This is a genomic window from Actinoplanes sp. NBRC 101535, from assembly GCF_030269225.1.
Taxonomy (GTDB): domain Bacteria; phylum Actinomycetota; class Actinomycetes; order Mycobacteriales; family Micromonosporaceae; genus Actinoplanes; species Actinoplanes rectilineatus.
Genome location: NZ_BSSY01000020.1, coordinates 15650 through 29986 on the forward strand (window position 1 = coordinate 15650; position 14337 = coordinate 29986).

General features: G+C 69.3%; 14 protein-coding genes. 4 read left to right on the top strand and 10 right to left on the bottom strand.

Going from position 1 to position 14337, the window contains the following annotated elements; translation table 11 throughout:
- Nucleotides 1–77: 77 nt before the first annotated feature.
- The gene (locus QSK32_RS37380) at nt 78–644 is read right to left on the bottom strand and encodes an RNA 2'-phosphotransferase (protein ID WP_285474610.1); all 567 of its coding nucleotides are present in this window, start codon (nt 642–644) and stop codon (nt 78–80) included.
- A complete protein-coding gene (locus QSK32_RS37385) occupies nt 641–1381 on the bottom strand; it encodes a class I SAM-dependent methyltransferase (protein WP_285474660.1) in 741 nt (246 codons plus the stop codon). The genes QSK32_RS37380 and QSK32_RS37385 overlap by 4 nt, the downstream gene beginning before the upstream one ends.
- A 55-nt stretch (nt 1382–1436) precedes the next feature.
- On the opposite strand from QSK32_RS37385, the gene QSK32_RS37390 reads away from it, so the two are divergent.
- Nucleotides 1437–1811 carry a PPOX class F420-dependent oxidoreductase gene (locus QSK32_RS37390; RefSeq protein ID WP_045742610.1) on the top strand — a complete coding sequence of 125 codons (375 nt, stop codon included), beginning with the start codon at nt 1437–1439 and terminating at the stop codon, nt 1809–1811.
- Nucleotides 1812–2040: 229 nt separating this feature from the next.
- On the opposite strand, the gene QSK32_RS37395 is transcribed toward QSK32_RS37390, so the two are convergent.
- Together QSK32_RS37395 and QSK32_RS37400 are read right to left on the bottom strand one after the other, a co-directional pair.
- Nucleotides 2041–2250: a BldC family transcriptional regulator gene (locus tag QSK32_RS37395; RefSeq protein WP_014687221.1), complete on the bottom strand. Its 210-nt coding sequence runs from the start codon at nt 2248–2250 to the stop codon at nt 2041–2043.
- Nucleotides 2251–2531: 281 nt separating this feature from the next.
- Entirely contained in the window at nt 2532–3371 is an 840-nt protein-coding gene (locus QSK32_RS37400; RefSeq protein ID WP_285474611.1) for a DUF8083 family protein, read from the bottom strand.
- A 151-nt stretch (nt 3372–3522) separates the two neighbouring features.
- On the opposite strand from QSK32_RS37400, the gene QSK32_RS37405 reads away from it, so the two are divergent.
- A complete protein-coding gene (locus QSK32_RS37405) occupies nt 3523–4587 on the top strand; it encodes a Glu/Leu/Phe/Val family dehydrogenase (protein WP_285474612.1) in 1065 nt (354 codons plus the stop codon).
- Between the two features lie 193 nt (nt 4588–4780).
- Nucleotides 4781–5002, top strand: coding sequence for a DUF3073 domain-containing protein (locus QSK32_RS37410; protein ID WP_045742607.1), 222 nt, complete (start codon nt 4781–4783; stop codon nt 5000–5002).
- 148 nt (nt 5003–5150) lie between these two features.
- Here the strand turns inward: QSK32_RS37410 and amcA are convergent, their stop codons facing one another.
- From amcA to QSK32_RS37435, 5 genes are all read right to left on the bottom strand, one after another.
- Entirely contained in the window at nt 5151–5378 is a 228-nt protein-coding gene (gene amcA / locus QSK32_RS37415; RefSeq protein ID WP_045742606.1) for a multiple cyclophane-containing RiPP AmcA, read from the bottom strand.
- A complete protein-coding gene (amcB, locus tag QSK32_RS37420) occupies nt 5347–6450 on the bottom strand; it encodes a cyclophane-forming radical SAM peptide maturase AmcB (RefSeq protein ID WP_211275370.1) in 1104 nt (367 codons plus the stop codon). Before amcB ends, amcA begins: the two co-directional genes overlap by 32 nt.
- A gap of 192 nt (nt 6451–6642) precedes the next feature.
- A complete protein-coding gene (gene purM, locus QSK32_RS37425; protein ID WP_045742604.1) occupies nt 6643–7794 on the bottom strand; it encodes a phosphoribosylformylglycinamidine cyclo-ligase in 1152 nt (383 codons plus the stop codon).
- A 35-nt stretch (nt 7795–7829) separates the two neighbouring features.
- Nucleotides 7830–9419, bottom strand: coding sequence for an amidophosphoribosyltransferase (gene purF, locus QSK32_RS37430; protein WP_045742603.1), 1590 nt, complete (start codon nt 9417–9419; stop codon nt 7830–7832).
- Between the two features lie 142 nt (nt 9420–9561).
- Nucleotides 9562–9924 carry a sterol carrier family protein gene (locus QSK32_RS37435; protein ID WP_285474613.1) on the bottom strand — a complete coding sequence of 121 codons (363 nt, stop codon included), beginning with the start codon at nt 9922–9924 and terminating at the stop codon, nt 9562–9564.
- 150 nt (nt 9925–10074) lie between these two features.
- Here QSK32_RS37435 and QSK32_RS37440 point away from each other — a divergent pair, with 150 nt between their 5' ends.
- The gene (locus tag QSK32_RS37440) at nt 10075–11850 is read left to right on the top strand and encodes a carboxypeptidase regulatory-like domain-containing protein (RefSeq protein ID WP_169792447.1); all 1776 of its coding nucleotides are present in this window, start codon (nt 10075–10077) and stop codon (nt 11848–11850) included.
- Nucleotides 11851–11912: 62 nt separating this feature from the next.
- Here the strand turns inward: QSK32_RS37440 and purL are convergent, their stop codons facing one another.
- The gene (gene purL, locus QSK32_RS37445) at nt 11913–14285 is read right to left on the bottom strand and encodes a phosphoribosylformylglycinamidine synthase subunit PurL (protein ID WP_285474661.1); all 2373 of its coding nucleotides are present in this window, start codon (nt 14283–14285) and stop codon (nt 11913–11915) included.
- Nucleotides 14286–14337 lie beyond the last annotated feature (52 nt).

Genomic DNA, 14337 nt, shown 5'->3' on the forward strand with positions numbered 1-14337 from the left:
CAAGTTAACGGCGGTTTCGCGCCGCTGTCCGGGGAACCCGGCACTGGCCACTGTGGATGGACGATCAACCTGGCAGATTACGGATTTGTCCGTTTTATCGAAAGGTGCTGTACGGGGACGGCAGAGGTCAACCACACCCCGTTGTCGCTGCGGTGGAACACGTGACCCTCGCCCGTCATCACCGTCGCGGCGACCGCCAGGACCACCACGTCGGCGGACCGGCGGCGCCCGACGGTCAGCGCGGTCGGCACGTCCGCCGAGAGGTGCACGTGATGCCGGCTGCGCGGGCGCAGCCCCTCCCGCAGGATCGCGTCGAGGTTGGCCCGGGGCGTGCCGTGGAAGAGCTCGGCGGGCGGGACGGCGGGCGGCAGGTCCAGGTCGACGGCGACCCGCCGGGAGTGCCCCTGGCTGGCCCGGATCCGGTCGACACCGTCCGGGCCGGGCGCCACCGCGAACCGGGACTTGTCGTTGCCGGCCACCACGGCGTCGAGCGTCTCCCGGGAGATGCCGAGAGCGGACAGCAGTGCCGCAACCGGCACCCATCCATGGGGGTCGAGGGTGAGACCGGCCGTCTCGGGACGGTGCCGCAGCACCATCGAGATCCGTCTGCTGATGCGAACCTGGTCGCGGGTGAGTGTGGTCAATGGGTGAGCTCCATGACCGCAAGGTAGTACGGCCGATCCCGCTCGTCGATCGATTTCAGCCGCCACGCGGTGCCCGCCACCAGCGCTTCGAGCTCCGCGGCCGAGCAGTTCAGATAGTCGAACCACCCGGTGGCGACCTCGCGGTAGCGCAGCCGCAGACGCAACTGCCCGCCGAGACGCCCGCGTGCCCGGTTCCGCTCGTGGTACGCCACATGCACCGGGTCCCGCGTCCCGTACGGATCGGTGCCCTGCGCGACGATCTGGGCACCCGGGGCGGCCAGCCGGGCGAGGGCGTCCAGGAACACCGGGGCGCGTTCGGGGCTCTCCAGCAGGCCGAGGTTGTTGCCGAGCAGCAGGAACGTGTCGTACCGGACCGGGGCCCGGGCGAACTCGTCGACGGTGGCCAGCACGGTGTCGCGCAGTCCCCGTCTGCGGGCCACCTCGATCGCGCCCTGCGAGGTGTCCAGGCCGGTCACCGCGACACCCCGGCGTTGCAGTTCGAGCGCGGTGCGCCCGGCACCGGCGCCGATGTCCAGCACCCGGCCCCGGCAGTACTTCAGCGCCCGGTGGTCGTGCGGCTGCCAGGCGTCCGGTTCGTCCAGGTAGTGGTCGGCGGGTGCACCGTTGATCAGCCCGTCGTCGCGTTCGATCACCTCGATCACCGGACGGGGCAGCCGGCCACCGGCGAGCGGTCGCGGCCCGACGCCGGTACGCACCGCGTACGCGTCTCTGATCATCTCGCCGAAGGCGTCGCCGATTGCCGGTTCATCCACGGTCACTACTCTTGAGGACATGGCCGGACTGGAGCAACTCGGGTCGGAGAAATACGTCCTGCTCACGACGTTCCGCAGGGACGGGCGCGCGGTCGCGACCCCGCTGTGGGTGGTGCCCGACTCCGGCGGCGGTCTCGGATTCTGGACGGTCGCCGAAAGCGGCAAACACAAGCGGATCCGGAACAACGGGCGGGTCACTGTGGGCCCGTGCGACGTGCGGGGCACGCCGACCGGCGACGCGGTCGAGGCGGTCGCGCGGATCGGCGACACCTCGGATCTGGGCCGGATCGGCACCGGCATCCGGAAGAAGTACGGCATGGTCGGCCGTCTGCTGATGCTCGGCAGCCGGATCCGCCGTGGTTCCGGCGGCACCGTCGCGGTGCTGGTGAACTGACCGGAGTCCGTCCCGGCCGACTGCCGGGAGACCTGCTGGTCAGATCACGGGGCCGTGGAATCCTGCCGACGGCCGGCGGGAGTCTCAGTTCGTACGGGAAAAGCAGCCGGCGCCGCACGAAGCCGGCGCCGGGCAGCGGTTTCCTTCAAGGTCGTCGGATCGTTGAGACGAAGAAGGGGCGATCGCCTTCCCCAGCGCTCGCCCCTTGCAACGGTCTTGGTCGACCGGGTCAGTCGCCCTGACGCTGCGTGGGAATCTGTCCCTGCAGCAGGGCACGAACCTCCGACTCCCGGTAACGACGGTGGCCACCCAACGTGCGAATAGCGCTGAGTTTGCCCGCCTTCGCCCACCGAGTCACGGTCTTCGGGTCGACACGGAACATCGACGCCACCTCGGCCGGCGTTAGTAGCGGCTCGGGATCGTGCGTACGCGATGCCATCGGTCACTCCTCCACAGGTGCCTATAAACATCGGCCGGGGTCCCGCCGGCCGGTGCGTCTCTCATGGTCCGGCTAGTCCCCGATGTCCGACATGGGCCGAACGGACGAACGTCCCCAGATAGACGGATGAAGCATGCCCGATTTTTCCGTGTTTTCTACGCCAGATAGTGTCTCGTTTAGTCTGATTATCACGCTTCGCGGACCCGCAATTACGAAGAGTGTTCACCTCGGGAGCGCTCCCAGACACGAGGAAAACTGCCCGTCTGTCCTATTTCCGCAGGTCAGTTGCATCGCTCGAGAAGCTGGACGACCCGCCACCGGGCGACCAGCTTCTCGTAGGCCTCACTCGCTGACTCAGCGTCACCACGGGAAAGTGCGGAAAGTCCGGCTGCCACCAGTCCGGGGGAATCGTCCTCGGTGAGGCTGTCCTCCGGGAGGAGGTTGACCAGGCCGCCGTAGTCGAGCTCCACCACGGAGCGTGGGTGGAACTCCTCGAGCCAGCGGGTGCCCTCCTCGACCGCCTCGGTGATCGGCGCGTCGCCGAGCGACTTACGCAACACCGACACCGCTCGATGCGCCCGGCGGCGGGCCTTGGAGATCTCCGTGCGGTAACGCAGCGTGCGCCGGCGGCCGGACAGCGCGATCTCCCGCTCGTCGAGATCGACGAAGGCGAACCAGCGCAACGGCACACCCCAGGTGGCGATCTGCTCGTGCACCCGCGGCACACCCTGCTCCAGGACCTTGGCGCCGCTGCGCCAGTCCTCCACCACTGCCTTGGCCTGCCCGGCCAGCACCGGCGGCACGAAGGCGTCGGCGAGCACCGCGGGCACGCCGTCGCGGGCGTTCAGCGCCGCCTCGGCGACCCGCAGGCGCAGACTCCACGGGCAGACCAGGAGGGTGTCCTCCCACTCCAGCAGGTAAGCCTCGTCGGGCAACTCGGGCAGACGGGTCCAGCCCGCGCCGAGCGCCTCGAGCACGGCGCTGCGCTGGCGGACCGGCCCCTCGATCGGCCCCAGGTCACGGCCCTGGCGCGCGTACTCGCGCCAGAAGACCTGCCGGTCCGGGTCGAAGGCGGTCAGCGGTTCGTAAACCCGTAGGTACGACGCGAACAGTGACGGCACGGCGCGATCCTTTCACGAATTCGCCCGGGTTGAACTTCCCGCGCTGACGTAATCGCCCTCCTATTCGCGCGACTACGCTCGCAGTGTCCGGCTGACCCCGCCGGACACCACGGCCCCACGAAGGCCGGGAAACGAGATCAGGAGATCAACAATGGACGTGTTCGACACCGACGGGCACGAACAGGTCGTCTTCTGCCAGGACCGGAGCACCGGCCTGAAGGCGATCATCGGAATCTATTCCACGGCTCTCGGGCCGGCTCTCGGCGGCACGCGCTTCTACCCCTACGAGAACGAGGACGCCGCCCTCGCGGACGTGCTGAAGCTGTCCCGCGGCATGGCCTACAAGAACGCGATGGCCGGACTGGACCTCGGCGGCGGCAAGGCCGTCATCTGGGGTGACCCCGCCACCCTCAAGTCAGAGGCTCTCCTGCGGGCGTACGGCCGGTTCGTCGAGTCGCTGCGCGGCCGTTACTACACCGCCTGCGACGTCGGCACCTACGTCCCGGACATGGACGTGATCGCACGCGAGACCAAGTATGTGACCGGCCGCAGCGTGCAGCACGGCGGTGCCGGCGACTCCTCGGTCCTCACCGCCTGGGGCGTCTTCCAGGGCATGCGGGCCGCCGCCGAGCACACCTGGGGCAGCCCCACCCTCAACGGCCGCACGGTCGGCGTCGCCGGCCTCGGCAAGGTCGGCAAGTATCTGGCCGGCCACCTGATCGGCGACGGTGCCACGGTGATCGCCACCGACGTCAGCGACGCCGCCCGGGAGTGGGCCCGCACCACCCACCCGGAGATCCAGCTCGTCGCGGACACCGACACGCTGATCACTTCCGACCTCGACGTGTACGCGCCCTGCGCCCTGGGCGGTGCCCTGAACGACGACACCGTCCCGGTGCTGCGCGCCAAGGTGGTCACCGGCGGGGCGAACAACCAGCTCGCCCACCCCGGCATCGGCAAGCTGCTGGAGGACCGCGGCATCCTCTACACCCCCGACTACGTGGTCAACGCCGGCGGCGTCATCCAGGTCGCGGACGAGATCGAGGGCTTCAACTTCGAGCGGGCCAAGCTGCGCGCCACCGGGGTCTTCGACACCACCCGGCGGATCCTCCAGCTCGCCTCGGACGAGGGCGTCCCACCGGCGGTGGCCGCCGACCGGCTCGCCGAACGGCGGATGTCCGAGGTCGGTCGTCTTCGCTCGATCCACCTGGCTTAGCGGCCTGGGCGGTCGCTTCGGGGGCCTGCCGCGCGACGCCGGAGAAGACGAACCGCGACGCGCGGCAGTGTCACACGCAACCCGAGGTGCCGAACGCGGCATCGTCCATGTACCGTAAGACCCACGAGAGATGCCTGACGTCATCGGGGCCCGCCTTCGGGCTGCCCCGAATTCTGTGCGAGGGGGTCGAGCCATGGGGCGCGGCCGTGCTAAGGCCAAGCAGACGAAGGTGGCCCGGGAGTTGAAGTATCACTCCCCGAACACCGACCTCACCGCCTTGCAGCGCGAACTGGCGGGTGCCAGCCAATCCGACCGTCATTTCGACGACGACAACGATGAGTTCGTCGACGATGACGAGGATGACGACGCTGAAGACGACCAGGATTCCTGGTCGCCGACAACAAGGCGGCATTGACCCGTTTCGCATAGGGCACGCGGACTCTGACCGCGTGCTTCCGTGTGTGTCGTGGTCACTCACTTCCTGCGGTCAACAACGATGAAGCCCACGCGGGTTGGTTTTCCGCGTGGGCCTCGACCGGACTCTGTCTGACGCTCCGCGGAGCTCAGCGAGGCCGGTTGTTCCAGTTGTAGAACGTCGGGATGTTCTCGAAGTGGTTCCAGGCGCAAACCGCCGAGCCGCTACCCTGCGACGCCTCCTCGGCGCGCTGTTCTCGGGCCGCTTCCGCCTCCGCGATGAGCGCGGTCAGACCTGCCCGGGTGTCATGCACCCGCGCCGTCACCGGATCCGGTCCCACACCGTCAGACAGCTGTGGCCTCGTGATCTCGGGCATGGTCCAACACTCCCTCCAGTAGGCGAATCTTGCTGTTGCGGCAGTGGTCCGTCTCGGTGACGTCGAACCTGCCGTGCTCGAAGTAGCGGTTGGCCGCGTGGGCGCCGCCGCAGAAACCGAAGTAGGGGCACGTCCGGCGGCACGACTCGACGCCGCGCAGGAACTCGCCGATCCACGGGGTCTCCGCCGCCCGGGACAGGATCTCGGGCAGTGGTGTGGACAGCACGTTGCCACTGGTGAAGTCGCCGTACCGGGGATCGTGGAAACCGGCCAGCTCGGGCGAGAGCAGCACCACCGACCCGTCGTACGCGACGGTGGGAATCGGGTCCAGCCGGCGTGGCAGCAGACCATCGGCGGTGCCGTCCAGGACAGCGGCGGCGTACCGCAGCGACCACTCGATCTCGCGCAGGTGGATCCGTGGATCGCGGCGCCAGGCGGCGACCAGCTCGGACCAGAACGCCCGGACCGCCGCCGGGTCCCGCCGGTTCAGCCGGGTGTTGACCCCCTCCTGCTCCTCGACGTTGATGCCGAGCACCTCGCAGCCGAGGCCGAGGAAGTAGTCGTAGAGCTCGGTGGCGGCACCGGGTCGCGGGTCGGCCACCACGCACAGGGTGGAGAACGGGATGCCGTGCCGGCGCAGCCGCTCCACCCCCTTCATGATCAGCGGGTAGGCCGGTTTGTCGCCACGGTCCACCCGCTCGTGGTTGCGCTCCCTCGGACCGTCCACGCTGACGCTGACCCGGACGTCGTGCTCGGCGAAGAACGCACACCAGGCGTCGTCGATCAGCGTCGCGTTCGTCTGCACATGGTGCTCGACAGCGTCGCCGAACGGCGCGAACAGGTCGGCCAGGTGGGCGCGGCCGGCTGCCAGCGGCTCACCGCCGTGCCAGACCACCGAGAACCGGCCGGTCCGGGCGAACCCGGCGACACCGGCCGCGACCGCCTCCGCGACCGCCACCGGCATCTTCCGGTTGTCCCGCCGGAACGGCAGATAGCAGTAGTTGCACGCCAGATTGCAGAGCGTGGTCGGCTGCATGACGACATAGCCGGGTGTCGGCGAGATGCCCTGCATCCCGCTCCACGCTTGCGCCATATCCGCTGCACTCCCGTCCGGCACTGTGACTCAAGGATCAGGCCCGCGGTCCACCTCTGAATGCGAAAGATCCGCATGTGCCGGACATCGACACACACGGATCATTTCACGTTTGCTCGGCCACGAACCAGAATCAGTTTCCCGGACGGGCGCTCAGCGCGGACACGGTCATCAGCCCCGGGTGTAGGAGCCCATCATCTGCACCTCGCCGGAACCCTCGATGACCTCGCCGACCTGCCACGCCTCGACGCCGCGGCCGGTGAGGTAGGCCATCGCCCGGTCCGCGTCGTCCGCGGAGACGACGGCGAACATGCCGACGCCCATGTTGAAGGTGGACTCCATCTCGGTGTCCTCGATCCGGCCCTTGGCCTGGATCAGGTCGAAGATGGGCTGCGGGCGCCAGGTGGACCGGTCGACGACCGCGTCCATGGTGCCGGGGAGCACCCGGTTGAGGTTGCCGGGGATGCCGCCGCCGGTGACGTGCGAGAAAGCCCGCACGTCGGTCTCCTCGATCAGGCCCAGGCAGTCCTTGGCGTAGATCTTGGTGGGGGTCAGCAGTTCCTCGCCCAGGGTGCGCTGCGAACCGAAGTCGTCGACCACGGTGTCCAGACGCATCCGGCCGGCGCCCAGCAGGACGTGGCGGACCAGGGAGTAGCCGTTGGAGTGCAGACCGGACGACCGCATCGCGATGATGGCGTCGCCGAGCTCGACCCGCTCCTTGCCGAGGATCTCGCTCTCCTCGACCACACCGACACCGGTGGCGGACACGTCGTACTCGTCCGGGCGCAGCACGCCGGGGTGCTCAGCGGTCTCGCCACCCAGCAGGGCGCAACCCGCGTAACGGCAACCGTCCGCGATGCCGGCGCCGATCTCGGCGACCTTGTCCGGGACGACCTCGCCACAGGCGATGTAGTCGAGCAGGAACAGCGGCTCGGCGCCACAGGCCACCAGGTCGTCGACGACCATCGCGACCAGGTCGATGCCGATCGTGTCGTGGATGTCGAGCTGCTGGGCGATCACCAGCTTGGTGCCGACGCCGTCGGTCGACGAGGCCAGGACCGGGCTCTTGTATTTCGCGGTGTTCAGCTTGAACAGCCCGGAGAAGCCGCCCAGGTCGCCCATCACCTCGGGGCGGGTGGTCTTCTTCACCTTCGACTTGAGCAGCTCGACCGCCCGGTCACCGGCGTGGATGGAGACACCCGCGTCCGCGTACGTGGCCGCACGCTTCCGCGTCCCGCGGCCGGCGCCCGCCGTCCACAGCTGGCGGTCGGCGCCCTCGGCACCGTTCGATCCGGCACTGCTGCGCTCGGACACGTGGGTCACGGTTCTCCCCTTTAGCGGTTCTGTAGATCTTGAAGTCACGGGTGCTGAAGCGCGGTGGCGCCACCGGGGCTGGCGATCAGCGACGCCGGCAGCTGCTGCCGCTCGTCGTCGCCGTGCTCGCGGGCCTCGTACTCGGATTCCAGGCCGGCCACCGCGGGGGTCGCGGCACGACGGCCGACACCCTCCAGCAGGTGCTTGCCGATCAGGTCCGCGGTGGGCAGCTCGATCGGGTACTCCCCGTCGAAGCAGGCCATGCAGAGCCGGGTCTTCGGCTGTTCCGTCGCCTGGATCAGGTTGTCCAGCGAGACGTAGCCCAGACTGTCGGCGCCGATCGACCGCCGGATGCCGTCGATCTCCAGACCGTTGGCGATCAGCTCGGCCCGGGTCGCGAAGTCGATGCCGTAGAAGCACGGCCATTTCACCGGCGGCGAGGAGATGCGGACGTGGATCTCGAGCGCACCGGCCTCGCGGAGCATCCGGATCTGGGCCCGCTGGGTGTTGCCCCGCACGATCGAGTCGTCGATCACGACGATCCGCTTGCCGCGGACCACCTCGCGCAGCGGGTTCAGTTTCAGCCGGATGCCGAGCTGCCGGATGGTCTGCGACGGCTGGATGAAGGTCCGGCCGACGTAGGCGTTCTTCATGAATCCGGCGCTGTAGGGGATGCCGGAGGCCTCCGCGTAGCCGATCGCGGCCGGGATGCCCGACTCGGGCACGCCGATCACCAGGTCGGCCTCGACCGGGTGCTCCTTGGCCAGCTTGCGGCCGACCTCGACACGGGCCGAGTAGATGTTGCGCCCGGCGATCGTGGTGTCCGGGCGGGCGAGGTAGACGTACTCGAAGAGGCAGCCCTTGGGCTCCGGCGAGGCGAACCTCGTCGAGCGCAGGCCGTGCTCGTCGATCGCGATGATCTCGCCGGGCTCGACCTCGCGGACGAAGCTGGCGCCGACGATGTCCAGGGCGGCGGTCTCGCTGGCGACCGCCCAGCCGCGCTCCATCCGGCCGAGCACCAGCGGTCGCACACCCTGGGCGTCACGGGCGGCATACAGCGTGTTCTCATCCATGAAGACGAAGCTGAACGCGCCGCGGAGCCGCGGGAACACCTCCATCGCCGCCGCCTCGACCGAGAGGTCCTGACGGCCGGCCAGCAGGGCGGTCACCAGAGCGGTGTCCGAGGTCGCGCCACCGGCCGGGTCGAGGCCGCGGTCGGCGACCTCCTTCAGCAGCTCGGCGGTGTTGACCAGGTTGCCGTTGTGGGCCAGCGCGATGGTCGTGCCGGACGGGGTGGCCTGGATCGTGGGCTGCGCGTTCTCCCAGTTCGACCCGCCGGTCGTCGAGTAGCGCGCGTGGCCGATCGCGAGGTGGCCCCGCAGGCTGGCCAGCGTCGGCTCGTCGAAGACCTGGGAGACCAGGCCGATGTCCTTGTAGACGACGACACCGGAACCATCGCTCACCGCGATCCCGGCAGCCTCCTGTCCGCGGTGCTGCAACGCGTAGAGGCCGAAATAAGTGAGTTTGGCAACTTCCTCCTCGGGAGCCCAGACACCGAAGACGCCACAGGCGTCCTGGGGGCCACGCTCCTGGGGATCGAGATCGTCGGTCAACCGGCCGTCGCCTCGGGGCACTTGCTTGCTCCCTCATGTCGGATCTGCACGAACCCCTGTCCGCCACAGGGGCCCGGATCTGCGCGAACTCCGGATCTGCTCGAACTCGCCGGTCCGCTCCGATCGCCCAGTGTACGCGAGGTGGCGACCATGCAAGCCGGGCTCATCCCCCGGTCAGCGGCAGGTGCTCGGAGAGGTCGGTACGAATGCCGCTCGCCCGGATACGCCCGTCGGCGACGGCCGACGCCCAGCTCAGGCGGCCGGTGGCCACGAGCAGCCATGTCATGGGATCTGTTTCGACCACATTGGGCGGTGTGCCACGTGTGTGCCGAGGGCCGGGGACGCACTGAATCGCACCGAAAGGAGGAATCCGGACCTCCACCGAACGGCCAGGCGCGCGGTGGGACAACTCGGTCAGCAGTGCTCGTACCGCGTCACGCAGCACGGGACGTTCAGGCTCGACACCCCGGTCCAGCGCGTCCAACGCGTCGTTGACCGACTCGGAATTATTGTGCGCAGGGGACATGTCGGGACAATACGACCCGGGCTGCCGACAACGGCACACCGCCCTGGGTCGCGTAAAAGACGTGCGACAAGGCATAGTGGCCGACGGTGTACAAGTCGCGGGATGTCGTCGGACACCGAAACCGATGACCGCGACCGGAAGGCGGTGGACGTGACGACGCACCTGAGAGCCCGGACGACCCAGGCCGGTGCGTTCCTGGCCCTGGTCACCGGCCTGGTGGCCGGTGTACAGACGGCTGCCCTGGCGGCGCCCCCCAACGTTTCGATTGGGTCGGTGTCGGCAACCGAGGTTGCTACTGGAGGTACTGTAACCATTCAGTACACCATCAGTAACCCGGGGGGCGGGGACGGTGGTGAAGGGGGCGAAGGCTCCGCAGCGGCAGCGGCGGTAGGCATCGAGGTCAGTGGCCCGAACTGCTCCGGTGACTGCAGCTCGGTCAAGACGTTCACCGGTGACCAGTCGTTCACCGCGAACTTCACCGCGCCGAACGTGAGCGCCGGCGAGACGAAGACCTTCACGGTCAAGATCACCGCCAAGACGACCGAGGGCACCAACTCGACGAGCCAGACCATCACCGTCAAGGGCGAGGACAAGCCCGAGACCGTGCGCCAGGTCTCCGGTCGCGTCAAGGACGGCGACGGCAAGCAGATCTCCGGCGTCTCCATCGCGATGAGCGACTCGGGTGGCCACTCGTACGACACGGTCACCAACAGCGAGGGACGGTACTCCTTCACCTCGTCCGACTCCCGGCCGATCACCCCCGGCACGGTACAGATCGGCGCGCTGAAGGACGGCTACGAGTCGACCTCGGCCAGCGCCAACGCCGGAGCCGGCAAGACGGTCAACGTCGCGATCACGCTGAAGAAGCTGGCCGCCGCGACGACCTCGCCGACGCCCTCGCCGAGCGCCTCGGTGAGCGCCGAACCGACCGAGGACGAGGAAGCGCTCGAGGACGAGCCGACCGAGGGTGAGACCTCGGCCGCGGGCGACATCGACGCGGAGAACAAGTCCGGTGAGGACGAAGGCGGCAGCAACTGGCTGCTGATCATCATGGGCGTGCTGCTCGTGGCCGCCGGCATCGGCGCGATGGTCCTGGTCTGGATGCGCCGCAAGAACGCCGAGGCCGAGGGCGACGACGACAAGCTCGCCGGTGCGGGCGCCGGCGGCGCCGGCTTCGACGCGACCCGGGTGGCCTCGCCGGCCGGTGTCGGTGGTCGCGGCAACGACGCCACGATGATCGCCCCGGCTGCCGGCATGGGCGGCGGCAGCCTCGGCGACGCGCCGACGATGATCCACCGCCCGGCCGCTCCGGTCGAGGACGAGTTCCCCGACCCGTACGGCGTTCCGATGCCGCCGCAGGGCAGCTTCGCCGGCAACACCAGCACGTACGGCGCTCAGCAGGGCGGTTACGGCCAGCAGGACGCGTACGGCGGCTACAACGACGGCGGCCAGCAGCAGGGCCAGGCGCCGGGTCAGCGTTACGACGAGCGCACCGGCATGTACCAGCCCGAACAGGGGCAGGGCGGCCAGCAGGGCCAGCGCTACGACGAGCACACCAGCATGTACCAGCCCGGTCAGGACGACGGGTACGGTCAGCAGCAGGGCGGCTACGACCAGCAGGGCGGCTGGGGTGCTCAGGACGACGGCTACGGCAACCAGCAGCAGGGCGGTTGGGGCGGTCAGCAGCAGGGCGGCTACGACCAGCAGGACGGTTGGGGCAACCAGCAGCAGGGCGGCTACGACCAGCAGGGCGGCTGGGGCGCTCAGGACGACGGCTACGGCAACCAGCAGCCGCAGCAGGGCGGCTGGGGCGGTGGCCAGAACGACGGCTACGGCAACCAGCAACCGCAGCGCGGTGGCGGCACCTACGGAGCCGCGCCCCACAATGGACCGCCCGGACAGCGGCGCAACGAGTGGGACGACTGATCTGACGGACACATGAAGAAGGCCCCGAGCGAGATTCGCTCGGGGCCTTCTTCATGTGCCTGTCACTCGGGCTTGGTCAGCTCCAGCGTCACCGAACGAACCGGCTCCTCCGCCTGGGCGGACTCGAACGCGGACTCGAACAGCGCCGGCAGGGTCGCCGTCCACGCCGTCCGCACCTCGTCCAGCGGGATGCTGAACTGGCCCTGCACGTCCAGCGCCTTCTGCTCGGTGGTGACACCGAGCGGGGTGCACGGCACGCCGTGCTCCGCGGCCAGGGCGGTGAACGCCTTGTCCCGCCCGCGCGGCACGACGACCAGCGCACGGCCGGCCGACTCACTGAACAGGTAGACGAACGGCGAGGTGCCGTCGTCCGGCAGGGTCACCGTGGCGCCGACGTCGTGACGCAGGGCGCTCTCCACCAGGACCTGCGCGAGGCCACCGTCGGAGAGGTCGTGCGCGGCGGCCACCAGGCCGGCCTTCGACGCCTTGATCATCACGGCGCCGAGCTTCTGCTCCGCGTCGAGGTCGACCTTCGGCGGGCGTCCACCGAGGTGGTTGTGCGTCACCCAGGCCCACTCCGAACCGGACAGTTCGTTGCGGGTCTCGCCGAGCAGGAAGAGCAGGTCGCCCTCGGCCTTCTCGGGCTTGGGGAAGCCCATCGGGATCCGCCGGGCGACGTCGTCGAAGACGCCCAGCACGGCGACCACCGGGGTCGGGTGGATCGCGGCGGCGCCGGTCTGGTTGTAGAAGCTGACGTTGCCGCCGGTCACCGGGGTGCCCAGCTGCTGGCAGCCGTCGGCCAGGCCACGGGTGGCCTCGGCGAACTGCCACATCACGGTCGGGTCCTCGGGGGAACCGAAGTTCAGGCAGTCCGAGATCGCGATCGGCTCGGCGCCGGTGACGGCGACGTTGCGGTACGACTCGGCGAGCGCGAGCTTGGCACCCTCGTACGGGTCGAGGCGGGCGAACCGGCCGTTGCCGTCGACGGAGAGCGCGACACCCAGGCCGGTCTCCTCGTCGATGCGGAGCACACCGGAGTCCTCCGGCTGCGCCAGCACGGTGTTGCCCAGGACGTACCGGTCGTACTGCTCGGTGACCCAGCTCTTGTCGCACAGGTTCGGCGAGGCGGCCATCCGCAGGAGGGTGGCGCGCAGCTCGTCACCGGTCGACGGGCGCTGCAGCGTCTCGGCCCGGTCGGCCTGGAGCAGCAGCACGTCGTTCGGCTCGCGGAACGGCCGGTGGTAGACCGGGCCGTCGTCGACGAGCGAGCCCGGCGGCACGTCCACGACCACGTGGTCGTTCCAGGTGATCACCAGGCGGCCCGGGGTGCCGTCCTCGGCGGCCGCGGTGACCTCGCCGATCGCGGTGGCCCAGACGCCCCACTTCTCGGCGACCGCGAGCACCTGCTCGAGGTTCTCCGGGGTGACGATCAGGAGCATGCGCTCCTGGGACTCGCTGGCGAGGATCTCGGTCGGCGTCATCGACGCCTCACGCAGGACCACCCGCTCCAGCCAGACCCGCATGCCGGTGCCGGCCGACGCGGCGGTCTCGGTGAGGGCACAGGTCAGGCCCGCGCCGCCGAGGTCCTGGATGCCGCTGACCAGGCCGGCGTCGTAGAGCTCGAGGCAGCTCTCGATCAGCAGCTTCTCCATGAACGGGTCGCCGACCTGCACCGACGGGCGGCGCTGCTCGGCCTCCTCGTCGAAGGTCGCGGACGCGAGCACGGAGACACCGCCGATGCCGTCACGCCCGGTGCGGGCGCCGAGCAGCACGACGATGTTGCCGGCGCCGGTGGCCTCTTTCTTCTGCAGGCGCTCGACCGGCAGGACACCGATGCTGAGGGCGTTCACCAGCGGGTTGCCCTGGTAGCACGGGTCGAAGACGATCTCGCCGCCGATGTTCGGCAGGCCGAGACAGTTGCCGTAGCCGCCGATGCCGCCGACGACGCCGGGCAGCACCCGGGCGGTGTCGGGGTGGTCCGCGGCGCCGAAACGCAGCGGGTCCATGACCGCGATCGGCCGGGCGCCCATCGCCAGGATGTCCCGGACGATGCCGCCGACACCCGTCGCCGCACCCTGGTAGGGCTCGACGTAGCTGGGGTGGTTGTGCGACTCGACCTTGAAGGTGACCGCGAGTTCGTCGGAGATCTGGACGACACCGGCGTTCTCCCCGATGCCGGCCAGCATCCGGGTGTTCTTCGGCGCCTTCTCACTGAACTGCTTGAGGTGCACCTTGCTCGACTTGTACGAGCAGTGCTCGCTCCACATGATCGAGTACATCGCGAGCTCGGACGCGGTGGGACGGCGGCCGAGGATCTCGCGGATCTTCGCGTACTCGTCGTCCTTGAGACCCAGGTCCTTGTGCGGCTGCAGGTCGTCCGGGGTCTTCTCGGCCCGCTGGACGGTATCCGGACCGTCCTCGAACTCGTTGACCAGGACGTCAGTCGCAGCGAAGCCGCTGGGTGCGGCTTTCTGAGGATCTGTGGGC